At 50.2% G+C, this 23,993-nt stretch carries 12 protein-coding genes; 7 read left to right on the top strand and 5 right to left on the bottom strand.

From position 1 onward, the window contains the following. Positions 1-21: 21 nt before the first annotated feature. From BOC67_RS10045 to BOC67_RS10065, 5 genes are all read right to left on the bottom strand, one after another. Positions 22-858 carry a protein-glutamate O-methyltransferase CheR gene (locus tag BOC67_RS10045; protein WP_291909939.1) on the bottom strand — a complete coding sequence of 279 codons (837 nt, stop codon included), beginning with the start codon at positions 856-858 and terminating at the stop codon, positions 22-24. Between the two features lie 12 nt (positions 859-870). Beyond that, positions 871-4,467, bottom strand: a complete 3,597-nt coding sequence (locus BOC67_RS10050; RefSeq protein ID WP_291909940.1) for a response regulator — start codon at positions 4,465-4,467, stop codon at positions 871-873. A gap of 11 nt (positions 4,468-4,478) precedes the next feature. Then, positions 4,479-5,669 (bottom strand): response regulator, encoded by a 1,191-nt coding sequence (locus tag BOC67_RS10055; protein ID WP_291909941.1) that lies wholly within the window; start codon positions 5,667-5,669, stop codon positions 4,479-4,481. A gap of 17 nt (positions 5,670-5,686) precedes the next feature. Beyond that, a complete protein-coding gene (locus BOC67_RS10060; protein WP_291909942.1) occupies positions 5,687-6,205 on the bottom strand; it encodes a response regulator in 519 nt (172 codons plus the stop codon). Between the two features lie 396 nt (positions 6,206-6,601). Beyond that, positions 6,602-7,750, bottom strand: a complete 1,149-nt coding sequence (locus tag BOC67_RS10065; protein WP_291909943.1) for an AraC family transcriptional regulator — start codon at positions 7,748-7,750, stop codon at positions 6,602-6,604. 231 nt (positions 7,751-7,981) lie between these two features. Between BOC67_RS10065 and BOC67_RS10070 the strand changes: the two genes are divergently transcribed. From BOC67_RS10070 to BOC67_RS10100, 7 genes are all read left to right on the top strand, one after another. Next, a complete protein-coding gene (locus tag BOC67_RS10070) occupies positions 7,982-10,822 on the top strand; it encodes a TonB-dependent receptor (protein WP_291909944.1) in 2,841 nt (946 codons plus the stop codon). 19 nt (positions 10,823-10,841) lie between these two features. Next, positions 10,842-11,651 carry a tyrosine-protein phosphatase gene (locus BOC67_RS10075; protein WP_291909945.1) on the top strand — a complete coding sequence of 270 codons (810 nt, stop codon included), beginning with the start codon at positions 10,842-10,844 and terminating at the stop codon, positions 11,649-11,651. 663 nt (positions 11,652-12,314) lie between these two features. Further along, on the top strand, positions 12,315-15,533 hold the full coding sequence (locus BOC67_RS10080) for a SusC/RagA family TonB-linked outer membrane protein (RefSeq protein WP_291909946.1): 3,219 nt from the start codon (positions 12,315-12,317) through the stop codon (positions 15,531-15,533). Between the two features lie 18 nt (positions 15,534-15,551). Beyond that, positions 15,552-17,078, top strand: a complete 1,527-nt coding sequence (locus BOC67_RS10085; RefSeq protein ID WP_291909947.1) for a RagB/SusD family nutrient uptake outer membrane protein — start codon at positions 15,552-15,554, stop codon at positions 17,076-17,078. 257 nt (positions 17,079-17,335) lie between these two features. Then, positions 17,336-20,509 (top strand): SusC/RagA family TonB-linked outer membrane protein, encoded by a 3,174-nt coding sequence (locus tag BOC67_RS10090; protein WP_291909948.1) that lies wholly within the window; start codon positions 17,336-17,338, stop codon positions 20,507-20,509. An 11-nt stretch (positions 20,510-20,520) separates the two neighbouring features. Beyond that, positions 20,521-22,041: a SusD/RagB family nutrient-binding outer membrane lipoprotein gene (locus tag BOC67_RS10095; protein ID WP_291909949.1), complete on the top strand. Its 1,521-nt coding sequence runs from the start codon at positions 20,521-20,523 to the stop codon at positions 22,039-22,041. A 29-nt stretch (positions 22,042-22,070) separates the two neighbouring features. Further along, entirely contained in the window at positions 22,071-23,597 is a 1,527-nt protein-coding gene (locus BOC67_RS10100; protein ID WP_291909950.1) for a DUF5689 domain-containing protein, read from the top strand. The last annotated feature ends 396 nt before the right edge of the window (positions 23,598-23,993 follow it).

Genomic DNA, 23,993 nt, shown 5'->3' on the forward strand with positions numbered 1-23,993 from the left:
TTATACTTAAATGTAAGCGAATTATCCCATCTTCCGCCAAATCCTGTCTTTATACTCCACCGCATTAAAACGCTTGGCTATACTCGAAAACCGCATATTTTCCTTGGTACCCAGCACCAGGAATCCCAGTTTTTCCAGGCTCTCGTCAAACAATCGCAGGACTATATCCTGCAGGGGGCGTTCAAAATAAATCAGCACATTGCGGCAGAGGATCAGGTTAAACTCGTTGAAGGAGCGGTCGGACACCAGGTTATGCGTAGACGCTACCATCCTGGTTTTCAGCTTTTCGTCGAACTTGGCCCAGTTGTACTTGGCGGTATAATAGCGGGAGAAGTCATGCACCCCCCCGGAGGCAATATAGTTTTCGGAATAATGCTTCATCTGGCTGAGGGGAAACACACCTCTTTTGATATTCTCTACTACGGCGGGGTTCAGGTCGGTGGCGTATAGCAGCGACTTATGCAGCAGGTTGGCCTCTTCCAGCAGGATGGCCATAGAATATACTTCTTCGCCGGTGGAGCAGCCCGCATGCCATATCCGGATAAACGGATGGGTAGCCAGTACGGGCAGCACCTGCTCCCGGATGTTGCGCCATACAGAAGGGTCGCGAAACATTTCCGTTACGTTCACCGTCAGCTCTTCGACCATGCGCTGCAGGTAGCTTTTATCCAGCCGGAGGCGGTACAGCAGCGACTGCAAATTTGCGAAACGGTCGATCACCATCAGCCGGCTCACCCGCCGCCGCATGGAGTTGCGGGCGTAGCTGGTAAAATCATATCCATGTTCCTGGAGCAGCTCTTTCAGCAACAAATCCAGTTCCACCTCACTTATCATATTAGCCCCAGGTATATTTAGCATCTTATTTTGAAATTATTCGTATAACCATACACGCAGTAAAGATATCAATTGATCCACATCCACGGGTTTCGTGATATAGTCGGATGCGCCGGCATTGATACATTTCTCCCGGTCCCCGGTCATGGCTTTTGCCGTTACGGCAATGATCGGCAGGTTTTTGAATCCCGGCTTTTCGCGGATGCGGCGGGTGGATTCGTAGCCATCCATTTCCGGCATCATCATATCCATGAGGATGAGGTCTACCTGCGGGTTGTCTTCCAGCTGGCGCAGGGCTTCCTTCCCGTCTATGGCCGACACGATCTTCATTCCATATGCCTCTAAGGATTTTGTCAGGGAGAAGATATTGCGTACGTCATCATCGGCGATCAGTACAGTCTTACCTTTTAGCACTTCAGTAAGCTCACCGAGACGCCGGTTCTTAATGGTCGAGTTCTCCTTTTTCTTCTCTTCCACTAGGTGCAGGAAGAGGGATACCTCATCGAGGATACGCTGGTAGGAATGCGCTGTTTTCAGCACGATGCTGTCCGCATACTGCTTGATACGGAACTCTTCCACATGCGAGAGGTTTTTACCGGTGAAGATAATGATAGGTACGTTTTCGAAGCCGGGCGCTTTCTTCACTTCTTCCAGCACATCGTAGGAGCCCTGTGCCGGGATGCCCATGTCCAGGATCACGCAATCCACTTCGCTGCGGTTCAGCGCCTGCAGGCCTTCGCCCACATTGTCGCGGATCTCTGTGGCGATGTCGAAGCTTTCGAGGAAGTAAGCCAGTCCCCTGGCATGCTTCAGGTTTTCTTCCACGATCAGTACTTTCTTGGGTTCGTTGCGCAGCGCCTGTTCAATTTTTTTGAACACTTCGCCGAGGCGGTCTATGGCTACCGGCTTGTTGATAAAGTCCACTGCGCCGCGGGAGATGCTGCGGATCTTCACCTCGTGGGACGACATTACATGCACCGGTATGGCGCGGGTGACCGGATTGGCTTTCAGTTCCTCCATCACTTCCCAGCCACTTTTCACCGGCAGTTCGATATCGAGCAAGATGCCCGCCGGGAGGTACTGCTGGGCTAAAGTAACTCCCTCGTCTCCCCTGACAGCTACTATACATTTATAACCATTCTGGCGGGTATAAGCCAGGAGGGCGTTTGCGAAGTTGGTATCATCCTCGATGACGAGGATCACTTTATCATCCGGCTGGATGTCATCCCGGTCGTCCGGCACCGGCTGCGGGATATGCGGCGCGATGTATTTCGGCTCGGTTGGCGCAGCGGCCTGCGTTTGCCTGGCCGTGAGGATTTCTGTAGCTGCTTCCGGAACGGAGAAAATATCCGTATGTGGTTGCTCGCCAGCCACTTTATGGGCCGGCACCGTGAGCGTGAAAGTACTACCCTTGCCTTCCTCGCTCTGCAGGGCGATTTCGCCACCGAGCAGCTTAGCCAGCTCGCGGCTGATGGAGAGGCCCAGGCCAGTACCGCCGTATTTGCGGCGGGTAGAGCCGTCCGCCTGCTGGAAGGCTTCAAATATCGTCAGCTGCTTATCCTGCGCGATGCCTATACCGGTATCTTTCACGGCGAAGGCTATTCCTTCTCCAGACCTGTAAATTTCCAGCGCTACTTCCCCTCTGGAAGTAAATTTCAGCGCGTTGGAAATAAGGTTGCGCAGTATCTGCTGGAGGCGCAGCTGATCGGTTTCTATCATATTGGGCAGGTCCTGCCCGAGGGTGATGCGGAAAGTAATATTCTTGTCCTTTGCCAGCGGGTTAAAGAGCGCCCGCATTTCGCTGGCGATGTCGTCCAGCGCCACAAAATTGTATTCCAGCTGCATTTTGCCGGATTCAATTTTGGAGAGGTCGAGTATCTCGTCGATCAGCGTGAGCAGGCCGTTACCGGAGGATTGGATCACATCGGCGTATTCTATCTGCTCGCTGGAGAGGTTGCCCGCGTGGTTTTCGGACAGCAGGCGGGATAAGAGCAGGATGGAGTTCAGCGGCGTGCGCAGCTCGTGCGACATATTGGCCAGGAACTCGGATTTATAGCGGGTGCTTTGTGCCAGCGCTTCCGCTTTGGCCTGTATCTCGAGGTTTCGTTCCAGGATCAGTTCATTGCGTTCTTCCAGCAGGCGGCTGCGTTCTTCCAGTTCCATATTGGCCTGCTGCAGCTCTTCCTGCTGTACGCGCAGCTCTTCTTCGGAGGCCTGCAGTTTTTGGGACTGCGCTTCCAGCTCTTCATTGATATTTTCCAGTTCGCTGTGCTGCACCTGTAATTCTTCGGACTGGGCCTGCGTTTCGGCCAGGAGGTCCTGCAGGCGCTGGTGATCCAGCGCGCCGTTAATGGCAATGCCGATGTTAAAGGCGGCGCCCTTGAGGAAGTCCATACCGGCTTTCGTATAGCCGTGTACGGAGGCCACTTCCATCACGCCAACCATTTTCCGTTCAAAGTACACGGGGATGGCGACTATACTATGCGGGCGAATGCTGCCGGCGCTGTAATCCACCAGCAGCTCCGCATTGGCGATGTCGGACAGTACTATTTCCCTGCCGGTGAGGGCGGCCTGCCCTGCCAGGCTTTCGCCCAGCCGCAGCTCCTGGCGGGAGCGGTTTTTATTGAGTCCCACGGAGGAAGAGAGTACCAGGGTATTTTCATCCCGCAGGATGTAAATAGCGCCCACCTGCGATTGGGAGTAGTCTGTTATATAATCCAGCGCATGGAAGGTGAGGTTATCCAGGTTACGCTCGCCGATGAGCTTTTCGTTCAGCGCGGCGATGCCGGCCTGTAACCACTCGTTCTGCGCGAGGTTTTCGAAGGAATGATCAAGGGATTCCGCCATGCGGTTGAGCGAATTGGAAATTGCGCCCAGTACGTCTTTCCCGGAATCGTCGACCCGGATTTTAAAGTTTCCGGAGGATATTTTATCCGCAATACCCTGGATCATAGCCAGGCGTTTGGAGATTTCGGCATCTTTATCTTCCAGTTCCTTTTGCAGTTCAGCGCGCCTGTCGAAGTCGCTGTTTACCCGCAGGAACGATACGATGGTAACGAGTACAGACAGTACGCCGGCGATGATGAGGAGGATGGTGGTATAACCGGCAAACTTGGCAACGCTGCCGCTGCGCTGGTGCAGGAGCACCTGTTCGCGGTCCTGCATGACCTGCACTAATTTACGGGATTCATCCATCTGGCTTTTGCCCAGCACGAGGTCTTCCACGGCTGGCGGAAGTCCTTTGCGCTTGTCATCGATCAGCTTTTGGAGTTGTACGAGGCGCTTATTCGAAATTTCCCGCAGTTGCTCAATGGAGCGTTGCTGCAGGGGATTGTCGATGGTAAGGTCTTTCACTTCATCCATCAGGCGGTTCACTTTCGTAGAGGCGCTGAGGTAAGGCTCCAGGAATTCGTCTTTTCCGCTCAGGAGGAAGCCACGCTGCCCGGTTTCACCGTCTTTCAGCACGGAGAGTACGTTTTCCAGCTTGGTGATGATCAGGTTGGTATGGTTCAGCATCCGTTGACTTTCCATCAGGTTTTGAATGCTGATAAAAGAGGCTACCGAACTCACCACCAGTAAGAAGAGGGACGTTCCGTAGCTGATAATAAGATTCTTTTTAAACGATGCCTTCATCCGTTCGTTGTTTATATGACTGTTTGTAGCGTTTGTTGTTGTACAGGCAGCACCATAATGAAAGTGGCGCCCTGGCCTTCCGTGCTTTCCACGGTGATATGGCCGTTATGCTTCTGGATTATTTTCTTGACGATGGCCAGTCCGATGCCTGTGCCTTCGTATTCGGATTTACTGTGGAGGCGCTGGAACATGGTGAAGATTTTCTCCCGGTACGATTCATTAAACCCGATACCATTGTCTGCTACGTATATGCGGCAGTATTTCACTTTTTCGCCGGTGGCCGGCGCATGCGGCGCGGAGTCTAATTCTTCGGACCAGATGCGGATAACGGGCGTAACGTCCTTGCGGGAAAACTTCAGGGAATTGCTGATGAGGTTCTGGAACAGTTGCCTGATCTGGTCCGGGATTACTTCAATTTCCGGGAGATGGCTGATTTCCACTACTGCCTCCTTTTCCTTAATGAAAATTTCCAGGTCGCTCAGCGTATCCCGGACAATGTGTTGCAGGCTGGTCCTGGAATACACCGGCACGGCGGACAAGCGGGAAAAGTTCAGGACATCGTTGATCAGGTTACGCATTCTTTCCGATGCCAGGATCACTTTTTCGATGTATTTACCCGCTTCCGGCTGATCGCTCAGATACCGGTCGGATACAAGCTTGCTGAAAGTGATGATTTTCCGGAGGGGTTCCTGCAAATCATGAGAGGCGATATAAGCGTATTGTTGCAGTTCGGCATTACTGATTTCAAGCGCTTTATTTACGTCCAGGAGGGCTTTGGTTCTCTCCTTCACCTTTAATTCCAGGTTGTCCCGGATATCATTCAGCTCTTTGGTTTGCCGGTAAAGGCGGGTAAAGGTGCCTACCTTGAGCAGGAGTATATCCGCATCAAAAGGCTTTACGATATAGTCCACACCGCCGGAGCTGTAACCTTTGGTGATGAAGCGTTTGTCGATATTTACAGCGGACAGGAAAATGATGGGAGTATCTTTCGAGCGGCTATACCCGGAGATGATTTCTGCCACTTCATAACCGTCCATACCAGGCATTTGCACGTCCAGGATGATCAGTTCATATTCTCTCCGGAGGATTTTTTTCAGCGCTTCTTCTCCTGAGTCGGCAGTATCCACTTCATAATGGTGGAGTTGCAGCAAAGTTTTTAAAGAGTAAAGATTTTCCTGTTTGTCGTCTACTATTAGAATCATAGTGGGCTTAGGTGTCTTTATAAATGTGTAAAAGGCTGAACACGGCCTATCCGGTCGTTTTCATTCCAGGTATTCACCACATTCAACATGTTGGCAGATTGTTTCAGTGCCGCGAGGGCTTCCCCTAGGTTTCCATCTATGTTATTGACGACAGTGGTCAGGATATTTTCCAGGTCCTTTACATTAGTAGGCTTGGTAACAAACGAAAGTGCGCCGTTTTGTAAAGTCTGCCGGATATCATTGGGATGGGAGGACGTGGTATAGATTATTACCGGGATATGTTGTAACTGTTTATCTTTTTTAAGCTCCATGAGGCATTCCCTGCCATCCATGCGCGGCATATTGAGGTCCAGGAAAATAATATGGGGATGGTCCGCATTCCCGGTCTGTAACAGTTCCAATGCGTCCTTGCCATTGGCAACGCATTTAAAGGCAACATGAGGGCTTATTTGCAGTAACACTTCCTCAAAAAGGTAAGCATCATCATCGTCATCATCTATCAACAAGAACAGCGTCTTTCTACCTTGTACTGTCATAAAATTTAAATAATCATTTTTCACAAAAGTTATCGCTGTAATTCAATACCAGAAAGAATTCCAACGGATAAGCGTAATCATGCAGCATTTATGTTGTTACTATAGGGACTTACGTCAATATTCTTTTCTTGTGGCAGACAATGAGCGTCTGTATTACGGACTGAACCGGTTAGAAATAAAACATCTTTCTAAGCAGGTGCAGGGATGATCAGCAAAATCTCTGCCGTTGAAGCCCGGAGGCTGGCCTGGCGGGGAATAGCGCCATGCTGCCCTATCCCGGGCCTGCGGGGTCAGGATGTAGCCGCCGGCATAGGCGCTATAAATCCACAAATAGGGGATTTTTTTCAACAATCCTGTTGAAAAGCGGGAAGAAATTACCATTAGCCGTTCCCGTTATTACGCATTCATCAGCTCCCGGCGGAGGTTGGCCTTTTGCCGGTTCAGGTATGCGCTCGGGGTTTCGCCTATGATCTTTTTGAAATAGGCATTAAAAGATGATTTGGCTTTGAAGCCTGACTCGTAGGCAATGGTAAGTATGTTCACTGGCAGCCCCTTTTGCTGAATAGCCGTTATCAGTTCGGCAGCGCGAAGGATCCTGTACTCGTTAATATATTGATAGAAAGTTTTATGCGCGTAAGCATTGAGCGTTTCGGACACGTGGTATTTGCTTTCACCTATCGCGTCGGAGAGTTTATCCAGCGTAAGGTCAGCATCTACGTATAACATCGTTTTCCTTAAATGCTGTTCCAGTTTTTGCCAGATAACCAGGTGTTCCTCCGCAGAGAGCTGCATTTTTTTAGCCGATGTGCCTTCTGCCACAGGGCTGGGCGGTAATTCTGCCGGAACGGGTGTTTGCTCCTCCTCCTGTTCCAGGAGGTTTTCTGTTATGGAGATGCCGGTGTATTTATGCCGTAGGATGTCGATACAGATCAGTGACAAGAGGGTATAAACGATAAACCGGCAGAGTACTATATTTAGCGGCGCCCTCAGTAAAACGCTGCCGAATAAGGTAAAAAAGATGGAAACAACCGCCAGCAGCAATAATAAAGCCCCTATGTGGGTGATCAGCTTCCGCTCCGGCCCGGGGCTAAGCTCCTTGCGGCGCTTCAGGATTAATACCGGGTATATGGAACCGGAGGCAATAAACAGCCAGGTGGAGGTACTGTTATAGATATCCAGGGCTTCATAGCCAACGGGCGCATAGGCATACAGCAGGCAGGCCACCGTGAGATAGCCCACCCCTACCAGCACAAAGGGCAGGAAATGGTACCATTGGGTGGCAGGGATAAAATGCTCATCCCGGCGCTTCAGCAGGTACAGGTAGGCCAGGGGACCGTAACACAGCCCAATGAAGGTGTTCATCTGGTTACGTATATGCGCATCCGATAGCACCCCATAGATGTAAAACTTAATTCCAAGATGGGTGGCAATACAAATCAACAATAAAATCAGCAGTACATCCGCCTTATCGCTCAGCCGCTTTTTCCATAACAGCAAAGCTGCCGTTAACGCCTGAAATGCACCTATGGAAATTATGTAAATCATATGTCCGCACTATACCTCAAATATATACACGCAGTATTACGCCAATGTTAATTCAGCCGTTTTGCGAGGAGCAAAACGCATTGGTAATAATTTGGTAACCTGGAATAAATTATTGAAAACCAATACAGTCAGGTACAGATCTATCGGATTTTGCCGGTGGACGTCCGTATGCGCCGACACGGTCGAACAGGAATGCCCCTTACCTCACTTTTGCTGAAAAAATTATCAACTATGATATCGGGTAATAAGAAAATTCCTATCACCTTATGTGCATCCCTGCTGGCAGGAATAGCCGGTTACGGGCAGACGATCAAGGGTACGGTCGGCGATAAAGACGGTCAGCTTCCCGGGGCTACCATCCTGGCCCCCGCCAGCAAGCAGGGTACTTCCACCGACCTCAATGGGGCCTTTACCCTCAATACCCAGTTAACCGGGAAAGTGAAAATCATTGTATCCTATATAGGGCACGAGCCTAAAGAGCTGGAGCTGGACATCCGCAAAGGCGTGAACGATGCGGGCCGTATCGAGCTATCCGCCACCGCCCAACTGGGAGAGGTGCTGGTAAAAGGCACTATGGTTCCCTCCCAGCTGAAAGCGCTGAGCATTAAGAAGAACTCACTTGCCATCATGGATGTGATTGCGGCGGATGCCATCGGGAAGCTGCCGGACCGTAACGCTGCCGAGGCGGTACAGCGGGTGCAGGGCGTAGCCGTGGCCCGTTATCATGGCGAGGCGGATGCCGCTACCGTACGTGGTACGCCTTTCGCCTGGACCTCCATTCTCTTCAACGGCAGCCGGCTCCCCAGCGCCAACGTGCTGGGCTCCCGCAACTCCGTACTGGATGCGGTACCTTCTGAAATGATCCAGTATGTGCAGGTGGCCAAAGCCATTACGCCCGATATGGAAGGCGACGCGATTGGCGGCTCTATCAACTTCATTACCCGTACTTCTCCGGCCAAACGGCAGCTCAATATGAGCGCCGCCGGCGGTTACAATACTTTTTCGAAGGACGGGACGTATAATGGCTCCCTCGTGTACGGGGACCGCTTTTTTAAGGACAAGCTGGGCGTCATGGTGGCAGGGGCCATCTGGAACCGGCAGTGGGGAACGGACGCTTTTGAGGTGGCTTACAACACCGGCCTGGCGGATCCGGCACAGCGCAAATCCATCAGCACCGCGATGTTGAAGCGGTATATGGGTAAACGCCAGACCTATGGCGCTAATATCGGGCTGGACTATACGTTTAATACGGTCAACAAGATCTACCTCCGTGGCCTGATGGATAAGTTCAACGATATCCGGCCGGTCTATGAGTCGTACACTGACTACAATAACAGCCAGTTCCAGTACAACTACCGCTACTCCTATTACCAAACGGTGCTAAACGGGGCCGAGTTGGGCGGAGAACACCAGCTGTCCCCCAAAGTGAAAATTGATTGGGCTATCAGCGATTACTATACGAAATACTTCCTGGAAACGCCACCCACCAATGGCAATAAAGGCTTACCTATCGCCACTTTCAAGCAAAAGATCAGCGGCGGGTTCAATAACCTCTCCGCTGACGGTAAGCGTTACTGGGGCTTCGACTCTCCCGATGGCGTTGGCGGTACCCCTCTCTCCTTTGATGCAGGGCTGAAGAATGCCGGCGAAACCATGGACCCTTCCAAACTCACTTTGCAGCAACTGGTAATTGCACAATTAGATACTAAGGAAGAAGATAAGACCGCTCAGCTCAATTTTAAAGTAGCTGTAAACAATAAAGTAAATCTGAAAGCCGGATTAAAATACCGTCACAAAGACCGCAGCGGCATGTATGGCTCCAGTATTGTGTACCTCGCCAGCGCAGCGCTGGGTGTGCCTAACGCCCCTGCACTGCAGCCGCTGAGCAGCCTTGACCGGACGGACTTCCCCATGCGCGGCGGTTATTTCACCGGAATGCAGGGCAACCATGATGCCTTTGCCATCGACCCAATAACCAAAGACCAACTTTTTAATTTATTTGATACGGCTACGCTCCGTAAAAATGGGTTCATGAACGTGACGCCGGCAACCAACCCTACCAATATTTACGAGGGTACGGAAAATGTGGCAGCCGGCTATGTGATGGCCGAAATTGACGCTACGGACCACCTAAAGATTGTGGCCGGGGTAAGGAATGAATACACCACTTTTACCCTGCACGGCTCCAAAGCCACTACAGCCGGCACTCCTGCGGTCACTACTATTTCCCCGGCGACGGTGAGCAATAACTACAATGCGTTGCTGCCCATGGTACACCTGAAATACAATATCAACCCCCAGGCAAATGTAAGGGCCGCCTATACCCGGACTTTCGTACGGCCCAACTTCTCCGACCTCACTCCTGGGGAGTCCGTGGACAATACCAAAAACCCGATTGCGGTTACCAAAGGAAACGTGGACCTGCGACCAACTTTCGCCAACAACTTTGACCTGATGGGAGAATATTTCTTTAAGAACATCGGGCTGATTTCAGGGGGCGTTTTTTACAAAAAGATGAAGGATGTGATTTTCAGCAATACAATCAATTACCAGCAGGAAGGCAGCAATTATGTACTCACGCAGGCGCAGAACATCAGCGATTCGTGGTTGCTGGGCTTTGAAGCAGGGGTGAACAAGCGCCTGGACTTCCTGCCGGGATTATTATCCGGCCTGGGCGTGGAGCTGAATTACACCTTTATTAATTCCGAGGTAAAACCTACCGGTACTTATACTACGATGTTACCTAACCAGTCCAAACACCTGTTCAACAGTATCCTGTTTTACGAGAAGAATGGGGTGATGGTAAGGCTGGCCGGTAATTACAGGGGCGCGTCCGTGGAGTCCATTAACACTAAGCTGGGTCCGGATTACTACACCTGGACGGATCAGAACTTTACTGTGGATGCATCTGCAACGGTGAACATTTCCAAATCGCTCCGTGTGTTTGTGGAGCTGAACAACCTGACCAATGAGCCGCTGCGGGTGTACATGGGCGATAAGCGCCGGATCACCAGCTATGAGTGGTACGGCAGCCGCGGGCAGGCAGGCCTGAGATGGGACATTATTAAATAAATAAAACAAATAGACTGATATGAAAAGATTGATTTTTTCTATGGCCATATTACTGCCAGGGTTTGCGTTTGCGCAGCTGACGGACAGTACGCAGCGGCTGGTACATGTACAGGGGACAGTGAATTTCAGGGATGTGGGCGGATATAAAACCCGCGATGGAAAAACCGTGGCCTGGGGTAAAGTGTACCGCAGCGCTGATGTGAGCCGGCTGACGGAACAGGATCTGGATACGTTACGGCAACGGCATATACATACCGTATTTGATTTCAGGGGTAAGGCAGAAGCCGGCGCCGCGCCGGATCACCTGCTCCCCGGCACCAGGTACCAGCTTTGCCCTGCCGGCAGTGATAGTTTGCCCACGCCCGCCCAAATGGCGAATTACCTGAAGGACGGCGGTTTCCTGGAAAAGTTCTATGGGGACCCTACGCCATTTGGGGCCCGTTACAAACCTTTATTCCAGGAGTTGCTCACCTTACCTGCCAGTGAAGCGGTGATGTACCATTGCACCGGCGGCCGGGACAGGACGGGCATGGCTACCGCGCTATTCCTCTATGCGCTGCAGGTACCACAGGAAACCATCGAGGCTGACTTTACTGCCAGCAATGTGTACCTGGCGCCGATGAATGCCCGGATGTTTAAAGGCATGCAACAACTGACCGGTATGAACGAGGAACAAATTAAAAATGCCATGGCTTTAAAGCCGGCGCATTTACAGATTATGTTCAACGGCATCCGGAAAAAATATGGAACGGTGGAACAGTTTATGGAAAAAGAGTTGGGTATCGGGGAAAAAGAATTGAAAGTGCTCAGGGAGAAGTACCTGATGTAACCTTTGTCAACAAAGGGTTTCAGCCATGCGCGGAGAACGTGCATGGCTATTTTTTTTAATAGAATCCTTCACGCCAAAAATACGCTCATCACATTTTTGCTCGGAAAGTTGGTGATTTTAACATATTTTTACGACATGAATAATAATTAATTAATGTACGCGTGTCAGGAGGATGTGAGGGGAACCAAATCTATATTACTGTAATGCCAGCACTGGTTCGAGAATGCTACAATTAATAATTATGCCATTCACTGATAAGTTTTACCAATGCTTATGCTGATCAGGCGCCTGAGATAGCGCCTTGCTTATGTTTAACTGTGGTATAATAGACGGGAACATTATCCCTGCTGTTTTTACCAACTTTTTCTGAACCTGAATGAGTGTCGGATGTCGCTCAGCATGTATCGTAGTTGCTTATGTGTAAAAATTAAAGTTTATCAAGGAGAGCAGATTTGACAGGCGATAGCCTGATGGGGAAACTTTTTCCTGCTACATAGCATTTTCAAATGCCTGGAATTTTCAGAAGCAGCGCTGTTTCTGAAGGGTTATTTTTTTGCCTTTCCACCAATAGCGTATGCCTGACCGGCAATTTCCCGCGCTGCTTACTAACGGTTACGTATATACGAATATTTTTCTATATCTATTAACTAAATCTAAATCTTCATGAGAAAAAGATTGCTTGTTTTTTTTCTTTTGAGCGTGGTGCATTTGGCTGCATTTGCTCAGGGTAAAAAGGTTACGGGGAAGGTTACCGGTACGGATGGAACTCCGATCCCGGGCGTTTCTGTTGTGATCGAAGGAACTACTACCGGCACGCAAACCAGCCCGGATGGTAGCTTTTCCATCACTGTTCCGGCCGGCAAAACATTAAATTTCCGTTCTCTCGGCTTCGCTGCCAAGAGTGTGGTGGTTGGAGAATCAAATGTAATTAACGTTAAGCTGGCGACAGAAACCGGAGATCTTAACGAGGTAGTTGTGGTGGCCTATGGTACTTCTAAGAAGGAAGCGCTGACAGGTTCCGTATCTGCTATCAAGGCTAAGGATATTGAAAAGCGCCCTGTAACCAACGCGATTGCGGTGCTGGAAGGTAATTCCGGTATCCAGGTGAACAACACTACCGGTACTCCGGGTGCTGCTCCCTCTGTTATGATCCGTGGTTTTTCTTCTGTGAACGGTAACAATGATCCTATCTATGTGGTGGATGGCGTTATCTTCAGGGGTAACGTTACGGATATTAACCCAGCTGATATCGAATCCGTATCCGTACAGAAAGATGCTGCCTCCAGTGCATTGTATGGTAGCCAGGGTGCTGCCGGCGTGATTATGATCACTACTAAAAAGGCAAAAGCCGGTACCAGCAGCATTAACTTCACCATGAACCAGGGTGTTTTTACCCGCGGTATCAAGGAATACAAGACCATGAATACTACTGAGTTCATGGAAACAATGTGGAAAGGATACAGGAATAACCTGCGGACCACCCGTCCTAACGATTATCCGACAAACGAGCTGGCAGGCCAGAAGGCAACGCAGAGCCTCATTTCCGACTACCTGTTCCTGAACATCTATGATAAGCCTGCTGACCAGTTGTTTGACTCAAATGGTAAGCTGAGAAAGGATGCCCACATCCTGCCGGGTTATGCCAATGACCTGGACTGGTATGCGCCGGTTGAAAGAACAGGCCACCGCCAGGAATATGCACTGAATGGCATGTCCAGCACCCAGAAGTCCAACCTCTTCTATTCTGTAGGCTACCTGGATGAAAAAGGATACATCACCCGTACAGACTACAAACGTTTTACCGGTCGTATCAACGCGGATATCCAGCAAACCAAATGGTTAAAGTACGGCTTCAACCTCGCCGGCTCCCACAACCAGACCAGTAACGTAAATGGTCTTGCAGGTGACGCCAGCTCCTATACCAACCCATTCATGTATGCCCGTCAGATAGCTCCTATCTATCCTGTACACAGGCATGCGGCAAATGGCGATTACGTGCTGGATGATAAAGGTAACCCGATCTTTGACGACGGCACCGGCACCCGTAACCAGTATGTTGGCCGTCATAACGCATGGGAAAACTCTCTGAACAGGGATTTCACCACCAGAAATACCGTACAGGGCCAGGCGTACATGGACGTTAAATTCCTGAAGGACTTTACCGCCACTATCAAAGGGGACCTGAGCGTTCGCAGCAGCGACAACAGCACTTATGACAACGCTGTCATCGGCGATGGTCTGGGCAACAAAGGACGTGCTGCCAGAAACAATTACAGCTACAAAACTTATACATTCCAGCAATTACTGAACTGGAACAAGACTTTTGGCCCGCACGCCGTGGAAGCATTGGTTGGCCATGAAAACTTCAGCGATCGCCTGAACTACCTGAATGGTTATAAAACCAACGAAACATTTGCAGGTGGTACGGAGCTGATCAACTTTACTCAAATTACCCGCCTGTACGATTATTCCGAGGACGAAACGCTGGAAAGTTATTTATCTCGCGCACGCTATAACTATGCGGAAAAATACTTTGCGGAAGCTTCCTTCAGAAGAGACGGTTCTTCCAGGTTCTCTCCCAGTACCCGCTGGGGCTCCTTCTATTCCATAGGTGGTAGCTGGATACTTTCCAAAGAAAACTTCTTCGACAGGTTCACCAAATATGTGGAGTATGCTAAACTGCGTGGTTCTTACGGTACGGTAGGTAACAAAAACAGCGCTAACAAATTTGCATACCACGCATTGTACTCCATGTCCCAGAATGCTAACATGGGCGCGGCTTATAAGATCCAGAATGCGGCTACACTGCTGCAATGGGAAACCAGCGCCTCCTATAACTTTGCTTTGGAAACGCGTTTCCTGAAAAGGGCCAACCTGACTGTTGAGTACTTCAACAAAAAAGCGCAGGACCTCCTTTTTGACGTATTCCTGCCACTGTCTGCCGGCGGAACTTCTTCCACCCAGGCGGAAGCCACTATCCAGCAGAATATCGGTACGCTCGTTAACAGAGGATGGGAGATCAGCGTGGATGTAGATGTTTTAAGGAAAAAGAACTTCAGGTGGAATGTTGGCGCCAACGCTACCTTCATGAAGAACGAGATTACCGCAATGTCCGAACAGAACAAAGACGGTATCATCAACGGAAACTACAAGCTGATGACCGGCCATGGCATCAATGAATTCTTCACTTTCCAGTATGCAGGTGTTGACAGGCTTACCGGTAACGCGCTGTATGTGCTGGATGAAGCGAAGTATGATCCAAAAGCCACTACCGGTGATTGGGTAAAAACATTGGTAACTATTAACGGCCAAACTTATACTACTTCGACTACCTACGGTAAACGTGATTGGTCCGGCAGCCCTATTCCTAAAGTGTACGGCAGCTTCAATACTTCCGTGACTTACAAAAACTGGGCGCTCTCCGGCGTATTTACTTATGCAACTGGCAACAAAGTGTATGATGATTCCTACCTGGGTCTGATGACCATGTCAGGCTCTGTAAGCCAGATGCATACCGACCTGCTGAAAGCATGGGATGGCGCTCCTGCCGGTATGACTGAGACTTCTCCAAACCGCCTGGATCCTAAAGGTATCCCTGTTGTAGATTTCGCCAGAAACGCGACTAACAACGTAATGTCCAGCCGCTTCCTGCAGAATGGTTCTTACCTGGTTATCAAAAATATCAACCTGAGCTACCAGATGCCGGCGAGCCTGCTGCAAAAAATTGACGTGAAATCTGCCCGTCTGAACGTTGCTGTTGAGAACCTGGCCACTTTCACCAAGCTGCAGGGTATGAACCCGCAGCAGTCATTCAACGGCAGAAGCCTGAATGCGTTCGTAACGCCAAGAATCTTAACATTCGGACTCTCAGTGGGTTTATAAAAATCAATTGTAGAAATCATGAAGAATATATATAAAATAGGACTTCTTTCACTTGCATTATTTGCAGGCGCCTGTAATAAAGATTACCTGGATACCAAGCCAACCGATGCCACCAGTGCAGGAACTGTATTTGAAACTACCGCCAATGCAAAGCTGGCAGTAAACGGCCTGGCCAAGATGATGACCATGCAGTACCTGTCCAACCAGGGTTTCAACGGGGAAGGTACCATCAAGATGTATTACGGTAACTACCCGGGAAATCACTTTTTTGTGAACCTTTCCGGTTGGGCAGCAATTATCAACGCTACCTATAACGAGCGTGTAGATGTTGTCTACTGCTATTACCCATGGTATTACTATTATAAGCTGATAGGTAACGCCAACACCATCATTGCACACATCGATGCGGCGAACGGCCCTGAAGCGGAGAAACAATATATCAAAGCGCAGGCGCTGACTTACCGCGCATACAGCTTCACCATGCTGGCACAGATCTACTGCTACAGATGGCAGGATTCCAACAACGGTGAAACACCGGGCCTGGTATTGCGTACGGACGAGTCTACCGGCGACATGAAGCTGTCTACCCTGGGCGAGACCTATAAGCAAATCTATGCTGACCTGGACCAGGCGATCGACCTTTTTGCCAAATCAGGCAAAACCAGAGCTAATAACTTTGAGGTGGATGAAACGGTAGCTCAGGCTATCTATGCACGCGCTGCGCTCAACCGCCAGGATTATGCTACTGCCGAAACTTATGCAGTTAAGGCGAGGGCTAAATATCCACTGATGAGTAATGCCGAGTACAAAGGCGGTTTCTCCACTGTAAACAAAGAGTGGATCTGGAGCAGCTACGGCGCTGCAGACGAAACCCTGTATTACTTCTCTTACCAGGCATACATTGGTTACAACTCTACTGCCGGTGCAGTAAGAACTACGCCTAAATGTATCAGCAGGGAACTGTACAACAAGATCCCGGCATCGGACATCCGCAAAGGACTGTTCCTGGATCCGAAAACGGATGCTTACACCACCGCTACCGGCGTTGCAGGCGATGCGCTGAAAGCCAGGGCATTTGCCGCCTTCCCTGACCTGCAGAGCAACTCTACGGTATTTGCCTACATGCAGTTTAAGGTTAAAGCAAACGATCAGCCAGGCGTGGGTAACCTGAACCACTTCCGTTCCTCTGAAATGTACCTGATTGAAGCGGAAGCCAAATACTTCCAGAACAAACCTGCGACTGAGGTTCAACAGGTGCTGGAAGCCCTCACCAGGGGTTCCGGCCGCGACGCCAGCTACACCTGCACCAAAACCGGCGCAGACCTGCTGAACGAAATCAAAACTTACCGTGCGATTGAGCTGTGGGGCGAAGGTTTTGACTGGTTTGACATGAAACGCTGGAACGATCCGATTGTAAGACACGATTATAATTCAGGTGGTAACTTCCTCTCTGCCCTGGCTGTTACTATTCAGCCTTCTGAAAAGAACAAGTGGACCTGGAAAATTCCATTAAGAGAAACAGACTATAACGGTGCGTTAGAATAGCTATATCCTAATCCCTGATTAATTCGAACCGGCTGCCTCCTCCCCAGGGGGCAGCCTTTTTATGTCCCCAAAGTCCCCTGCCAGCCTGCATATTAACAACTGTTAAAGAAATGTTTACATAACCTTAATATCCGAATGAGGCATTAATTCAGCCATTCGTTCTACCTTGGCGGCGCATTGCACACATAAATTACATTACACAACATTTCAACGTTAGTAATATCGGCCGGTAGCTAATTTCATTAATCAACCTTTGTATGAAGAATTTTCTCCTGTTCTTCGTCATCTTTCTGATGGCGGATAATGTGCTTTTTGCCCAGCAAAAGAAAATTACAGGGACTGTGAAAGACAAGGCCGACAAAAGTGCGCTGCCAGGTGTGAACGTCCGTGTAAAAGGAACAACAAGGGGCACCCGTACCGATGCAAATGGTATGTTCTCCCTGATGGCTGACGGCAACGAAACAATCATTTTCTCGTCTATCGGCATGATGCCAAAAGAAATTAAAGTAGATGGACAAACTGTAATCAATGTGGAGCTGTCCGCCGACATCAAACAGCTGGACAACGTAGTGGTAACTGCATTGAACATTAAACGCGATGAAAAATCCCTGGGCTACGCTACCACGGTGGTAAAAGGGGAACAACTCACCCAGGCGCTTTCCGGTAACTGGACGGACGCCCTCTCCGGTAAGGTGGCAGGTCTGAACCTGATCCGCTCCAACAGCGGCCCTGCCGGTTCCAACAAAATTATTCTCCGTGGAGAAAACAACCTGACTGACAACAACGAAGCATTGATCGTGGTGGACGGGGTAGTGATCAATAACGGTAGCGCCAGAAGAACCGCCGTTGCCGGCGAATCCGCCTATGGCACCAACAACGACAACATGCCGGCCGATTACGGAAGTGGGCTCAATGATATCAACCCGGAAGATATCGAATCCATCAACGTCCTGAAAGGCCCCGGCGCTGCGGCCCTTTACGGCCAGCGCGGTGCAAACGGCGCCATCATCATTACTACCAAATCCGGCAGCAGCAAGAAGAAAGGCTGGGGTGTTACGCTCAACTCCAACGCCAATATGGAAAAAGTAAACCGCTTCCCGGACCTGCAGTATGAATACGGCCAGGGCCTCGATGGCGCTGATTACTATTCCTACGGCGCTTCCGCAGACGGCGCCAGCACCAGCGGTACCAGCTCTGCTTATGGTCCTAAATTCGACGGACAGCAGTTCTTCCAGTATGACCCGGCGACGCAAAAAGTAGGTACCACCCGGACTCCCTGGGTACCGTACAAAAATATCAACGACTTCTGGGAAACCGGAAGAACCCTTACCAACAGCGTAACGCTGGACGGTGGTACGGATAAAACATCTGCACGCTTCTCCTTCACAAACGTTAACAATACCTGGATCGTTCCCAATACCGGCTATAAACGTAATTCCCTGGCAATGTCCGTTAATTCAAAGATTAACGACAAACTGCAGGTATCCGCAAAAGTGAACTACAACAATAAATGGAGCGACAACCTCCCCGGTGCTGGTTACGGTAACCAATCCATCATGTACTGGTACATCTTCTGGCAGCCAAGCGCAGATATCAATTGGCTGAAAAACTACTGGGGACTGGGTAATGAAGGTAAAACCATCAAATATCCGTTCAGTTCCTATCCTTCCAACCCTTATGCGGTAGCTTACGAATATATCAACAAAACCAACCGCCACAACGTTACGGGTAGCTTTACCGCCAACTACGAAATTACAAAAGAACTGAGCCTGCAGGTGAGAACCGGCGTGGACCTTTCCTATGAAATGCGTGCCCAGGAACGCCCATGGGGCGCCGGCGCCAAGTATCAACGCGGCAGCTACCGCACGCAGAATATCTTTTCCATGGAAGCCAGCAGCGACTTCCTCTTTAAGTACCAGAAGAAGTTCAGCAAGGACTTCACCTTTTCTGCTACTGCCGGCGGAAGCATGCTGAGAAACAAATACAATAAAGACGAGAACCGCGCTGACTCCCTCACCTACCCGAACGTGTACTCTATGGCCAATGCCGCGGGTCCGATCGTTACCATCCCGAGGAGAGAAGAATACGGCATCAACAGCTTCTACGGACTGTTGACCGGTTCCTATAAAGAGTTCCTCTTCCTGGATATCACCGGCCGCCAGGACTGGAACAGCGTTTTGGCCACGCCTAAACGTACGACCAATGCCGGCTTCTTCTACCCTTCTGCCAATATGAGCTTTGTGGTATCTGAAATAGCCAAGCTGCCGGATTACATCAGCTTCGCCAAGCTGAGGCTCTCTGCTTCCAGCGTGGGTAGCGGTACCACCACTCCGTACAGGACCGAGTATTATTATGAATCAGCCGGCAGCCTTTACAGCGGCGGCCTGACGGTTCCGAACGTACTGGCCAACCCTGACCTGCGCCCGCTGCGTACGATCACCTATGAAGTAGGCGCCAACGTGCAGTTCCTCAACAGACGTGTTGGTATCGATATCGCCCTGTACCGCGGTAATACCAAGGATCAGATCCTGCAACCATTTGTAGATCCATCCTCCGGTTACAACTATGCGGTGGTAAACGCCGGCGTGGTGCAGAACAAGGGTATTGAAATTGCCCTGAACACTACGCCAGTGCAAACAAAGAGCGGTTTCAAATGGAGCTCCAACGTGGTGTTCTCCAGCAATAAGAACCTGATCAAATCCCTGCCGGACAGCTCCCTCGTACTGCAAACCGGCCCTGTGGGCGGCGGCCAGATTGTGGCTACTGTAGGCGGCAGCATGGGCGACCTGTATGGCCGTGGTTACCAGCGGAGTCCTGACGGGCAGGTAATTTATGACAGCAATACCGGCGTGGCGCTGCTGACGGAAAATATTATCTACCTCGGTAATACCATTCCTAAGTTCAAAGCCGGTTGGACCAATACTTTCAACTACAAGCAGTTTATGTTCAGCGCCCTGTTTGACGGGCAGTTTGGCGCGGTGGGCCATTCCCTGACCCACTACAAACTGGCGGAGCAGGGTAAGACGACCAATACCCTGCCCGGCCGTTACAGCGGTATCATTGGCAATGGCGTGGTAAGAAATGAAGACGGTACTTTCCGTAAGAACGATGTAGTAGCTTATGATATTGATGAATACTACCGTTCCCACTACGGTCAGGACAACGCGGAAGGAAGCGTGTTCAGCACGGACTTCATCAAATTCCGCGAGTGCCGCCTGGACTATACCCTCAAACCAGCTACCGCCAAGCGCATCGGCTTACAACGTTTAACCGTGGGCGTGTATGGCCGCGACCTGTTCATCTGGTCGCCCTGGCCAATTTTCGATCCTGAATTCGGTACGCTCAGCGGTACGGACATCGTGAGAGGCTTCGAGATCGGCCAGTTCCCATCCACCAGGTCCTTTGGTTTTAACGTAATTATTGGTCTTTAAAAGCTAACAAAATGAAGAAGATAATATATGCTATAGGTGTGGCGGCGTTGGCGATGACTTCCATGCTTACTTCCTGCACAAAAGATTTCGAGAACCTGAATACAGACCCGAACGCTACCCAGAATACGCTGCCGGCACAGTTGCTGGCGCCAGCCCTGGTAAACTCCGTATCTACCAACCTGATCAGAAACCGCAATTTCAATAACGAGTTAATGCAGGTGACGGTAGATATGAGTGACGCGGAAGGAAAAGTTTTCCGTTACGATTACCGCAGTACCTGGTCGGACTATACCTACACCCAATGGTATCTGCAGATCAACGATTTTAAAGCGATGTACAAAGCGGCGACCGATTCGCTGACAAAGAATAAATCCTACCAGGGTATTTCTCTGATCTGCCAGACCTGGCTGTACTCCCTGCTGACGGATACGTATGGCGACATTCCCTATTTCCATGCAATGGAAGGGAGGGATAGTTCCAACTTCCGCCCGGCTTTTGACAGGCAGAAAGATATCTACCTGGATTTCTTCAAGCAGCTGGATTCCGCCAACAACCTGCTGAAAGCCAATGAGGCGATTGCCACCGGCAGCGACCCGGTGTATAACGGCGATGTGAGCAAATGGAGAAAGTTTGGCAACTCCCTTTACCTGCGGCTGTTGCTGCGCATTTCCGGTAAAGCGGAAGTGGCTGACCAGGCGATTGCGAAGATCAAGGACATCGTAGATGTGAACGCATCCAACTATCCGATTATGACCAGTAATGCGGATGCAGCGATCCTGCGCTGGACCGGCGTTGGGCCGCTCACTTCTCCCCTGCTGACCATCCGTGAACAGGATTTCCGTTCGCCGGCGATATGCAGCTTTTTCATTGATCACCTGGCCAACTGGAATGACCCGCGTATTGACATTCCGACTTACGGCACCAATGGCTACAACCGGTGGGGCATCATCCCTTACAGGGGTATGTTTAAAGGGGTGGAAAGCGGATATTCACCAGGCCAGGGCGTGACCAAGCTTACCTACTTCAACTCCTGGACGGCCACTTCTACCGGCCCTAGTTTGATGAACGAGGCATTGACCGGCATGATCCTGAACTATTCCGAACTGTGCTTCATCCTTGCGGAAGCCGCTGCCAAAGGCTGGCTGAAAACGCCTGCCAGCACTTATTATAAGAATGGCGTGTTGAACGGTATCAGCCAGTGGGTGCCGAAATTCACAGATGTGGATACCTACCTGAATGAATCCGATATGGCCTGGATAGACAGCGAAACGCTGGATCAGAAAATGGAGCGGATTCACCTGCAGAAATACTATGGCATGTTCCTGACGGACTTCCAGCAGTGGTTTGAATACCGCCGTACGGGGCATCCTGTACTGCCTAAAGGGCAAGGTTTGAAGAACGGCGGCGTGATGCCGGCGAGGATGACCTACCCGATTTTTGTGCAGTCCACCAACACTGCCAATTACAGGGATGCCATTGCTGTTCAGGGTCCTGACCAGATTTCTACACAGGTATGGTGGCAGAAGCCATAATACCATTGTTCGTGCTAAAAATGTAATTCATGAAGAAGTTAGCTATATATTCCGCTGTTTTATGTGCCCTGGCTACCACCTGGGGTTGTAATAAAGACGAAACTTATCCCGGCGGGGAAATCAACCCTTCCATCAGCATCTTTGACATCCGGGCGATGTACAAGGGGCAGGATGTAACTCTTAGTAAATCCAATATGGGCGGCTCCTTTCGTATAGCCGGCCTCGTTGTATCGGACCACCGCGCGGGCAACCTGCCTGCAGGTGCGCTGATTGTGGAAGACGGGCGCAGGCTTGGTAAGATAAGGGGTATTACCATTCCTTTGGGAGAGGACGCTGCCAAATATGTATCAGGGGATTCTGTTCATATTAATGTAGAGGGTGCAGTAGTGACGAAGGTAGACGGTATGCTGCAGATTAAAGGCGTTACCAACGACAAGATTACGAAAGTGGCTTCCGGCCGCCCTATCCCGATTAACCGCGGTACTACAGCGCAGATCCTGGCTGCTCCGGGGGACTTTGAGAGTACGCTGACCGTAGTGGTGAAAGGCAGCTTTTTCCCGAAGCCGCCTGAAAACGCCACCATGGCCGGGGATTTATCCGTAACGGATGGGTTCGGGCATGTGACCCTGCGGACGGAAAAATCAGCCGCTTTTGCCGGCGCTGCGATTCCGCTGTTAGCCAACTACTACGGCGTGGTACTGAATACGCCCGTTGGGAAGGATAGCCTGGCCCCCCGTATGCACCTGCGTATGGAAAGCGATATGGACATCCTGAGCAATACCGTGGTAAAAACCCGGTTGGTGATTTCCGGCTTTGCCAGCGATGTTAAGGGTGGGGACGGTAACTATGAGTACATCCAGATGCTGGCCACCGAGGATATCGACTTTTCCAAAACGCCGTTCTGCATGGTGGTGTGCAATAACGCCAACGCCTCAACGCCGACGGGCTTCCCTGCCAATGGCTGGGCTACCGGCAATATGCGTACGTATAAGATCAACATGACATCCGGGGTGGTTAAAAAAGGTAGTTACTGCTATGCTGGCGGTTTATATAAATTAATCAATGGTTCCGGCTCTACGGCTATCCCTTCCAACCAGTGGGTTGCGAATTATGATTATGTAAATAAGGACGGCCAGGATTTTGGTACTAAAACCGGCGGCCTGATGGCCAACAGTGGTAATGCCTTTGGTATTGCGATTTTTGAAGGCACTAAGGTAACGGCTACTTCCATCCCGGTGGACGTACTGTTTGTAAGTTCCGGCGGAAGCCTGTATGATGCAGGACCGCCTGAGTATGGCTATGCGATTGCCAATACGGACTTCTATGATATCAATGATCCGATTTCCCGTGCGCCGCAGCAGTACTACCGGAAAGGGCTCAACACCCTCTCCCTGTCCTATAACACTGCCGATGTAGGTTATTTTTACAAACTCGGCGGCGAGTACAGTACTGACCTGGGCCGCTGGTTAACTGCGCGTAGCCAGAACAACTTTACGATGACTAAAACTACTACAGCGGAGGAGTTGCAGGATTCCCTGGCAACCAAGCTGAGATAATTGCTGTAAATTTCACAACTGCATCCCGGCAACCTGCGTTGCCGGGATTTTTTTTGTCCGCCTTATGATGTAACGGTGGCGTATGTACGAAAGTGACGCCGCGGGTTGATCTAAACCGCTATCCTACCGGCGGGATGGTTACCTATGGCATACTGCCATGTATTGACAGCGGGTGTACACGAAACGGCTTTCCCCGCGGCATTATTTCTTTCCCCCTAAAAAATTAAGAAAATTTTCACCACTTTATTACTGAATTTCATTTGGTTACCCATTGCGATTTTACATTACTCTACTAATCCTATAGGATATATTGTTTTTAGATTGTACTTTTATCCCGGTTAATCATTCTGTGCGTAAGCAAGGCGGAAAATCCGCCGTGACCCTGAACAACGATAG

The sequence above is a fragment of the Chitinophaga sp. CB10 genome (genome assembly GCA_001870995.2).
Taxonomy (GTDB): domain Bacteria; phylum Bacteroidota; class Bacteroidia; order Chitinophagales; family Chitinophagaceae; genus Chitinophaga.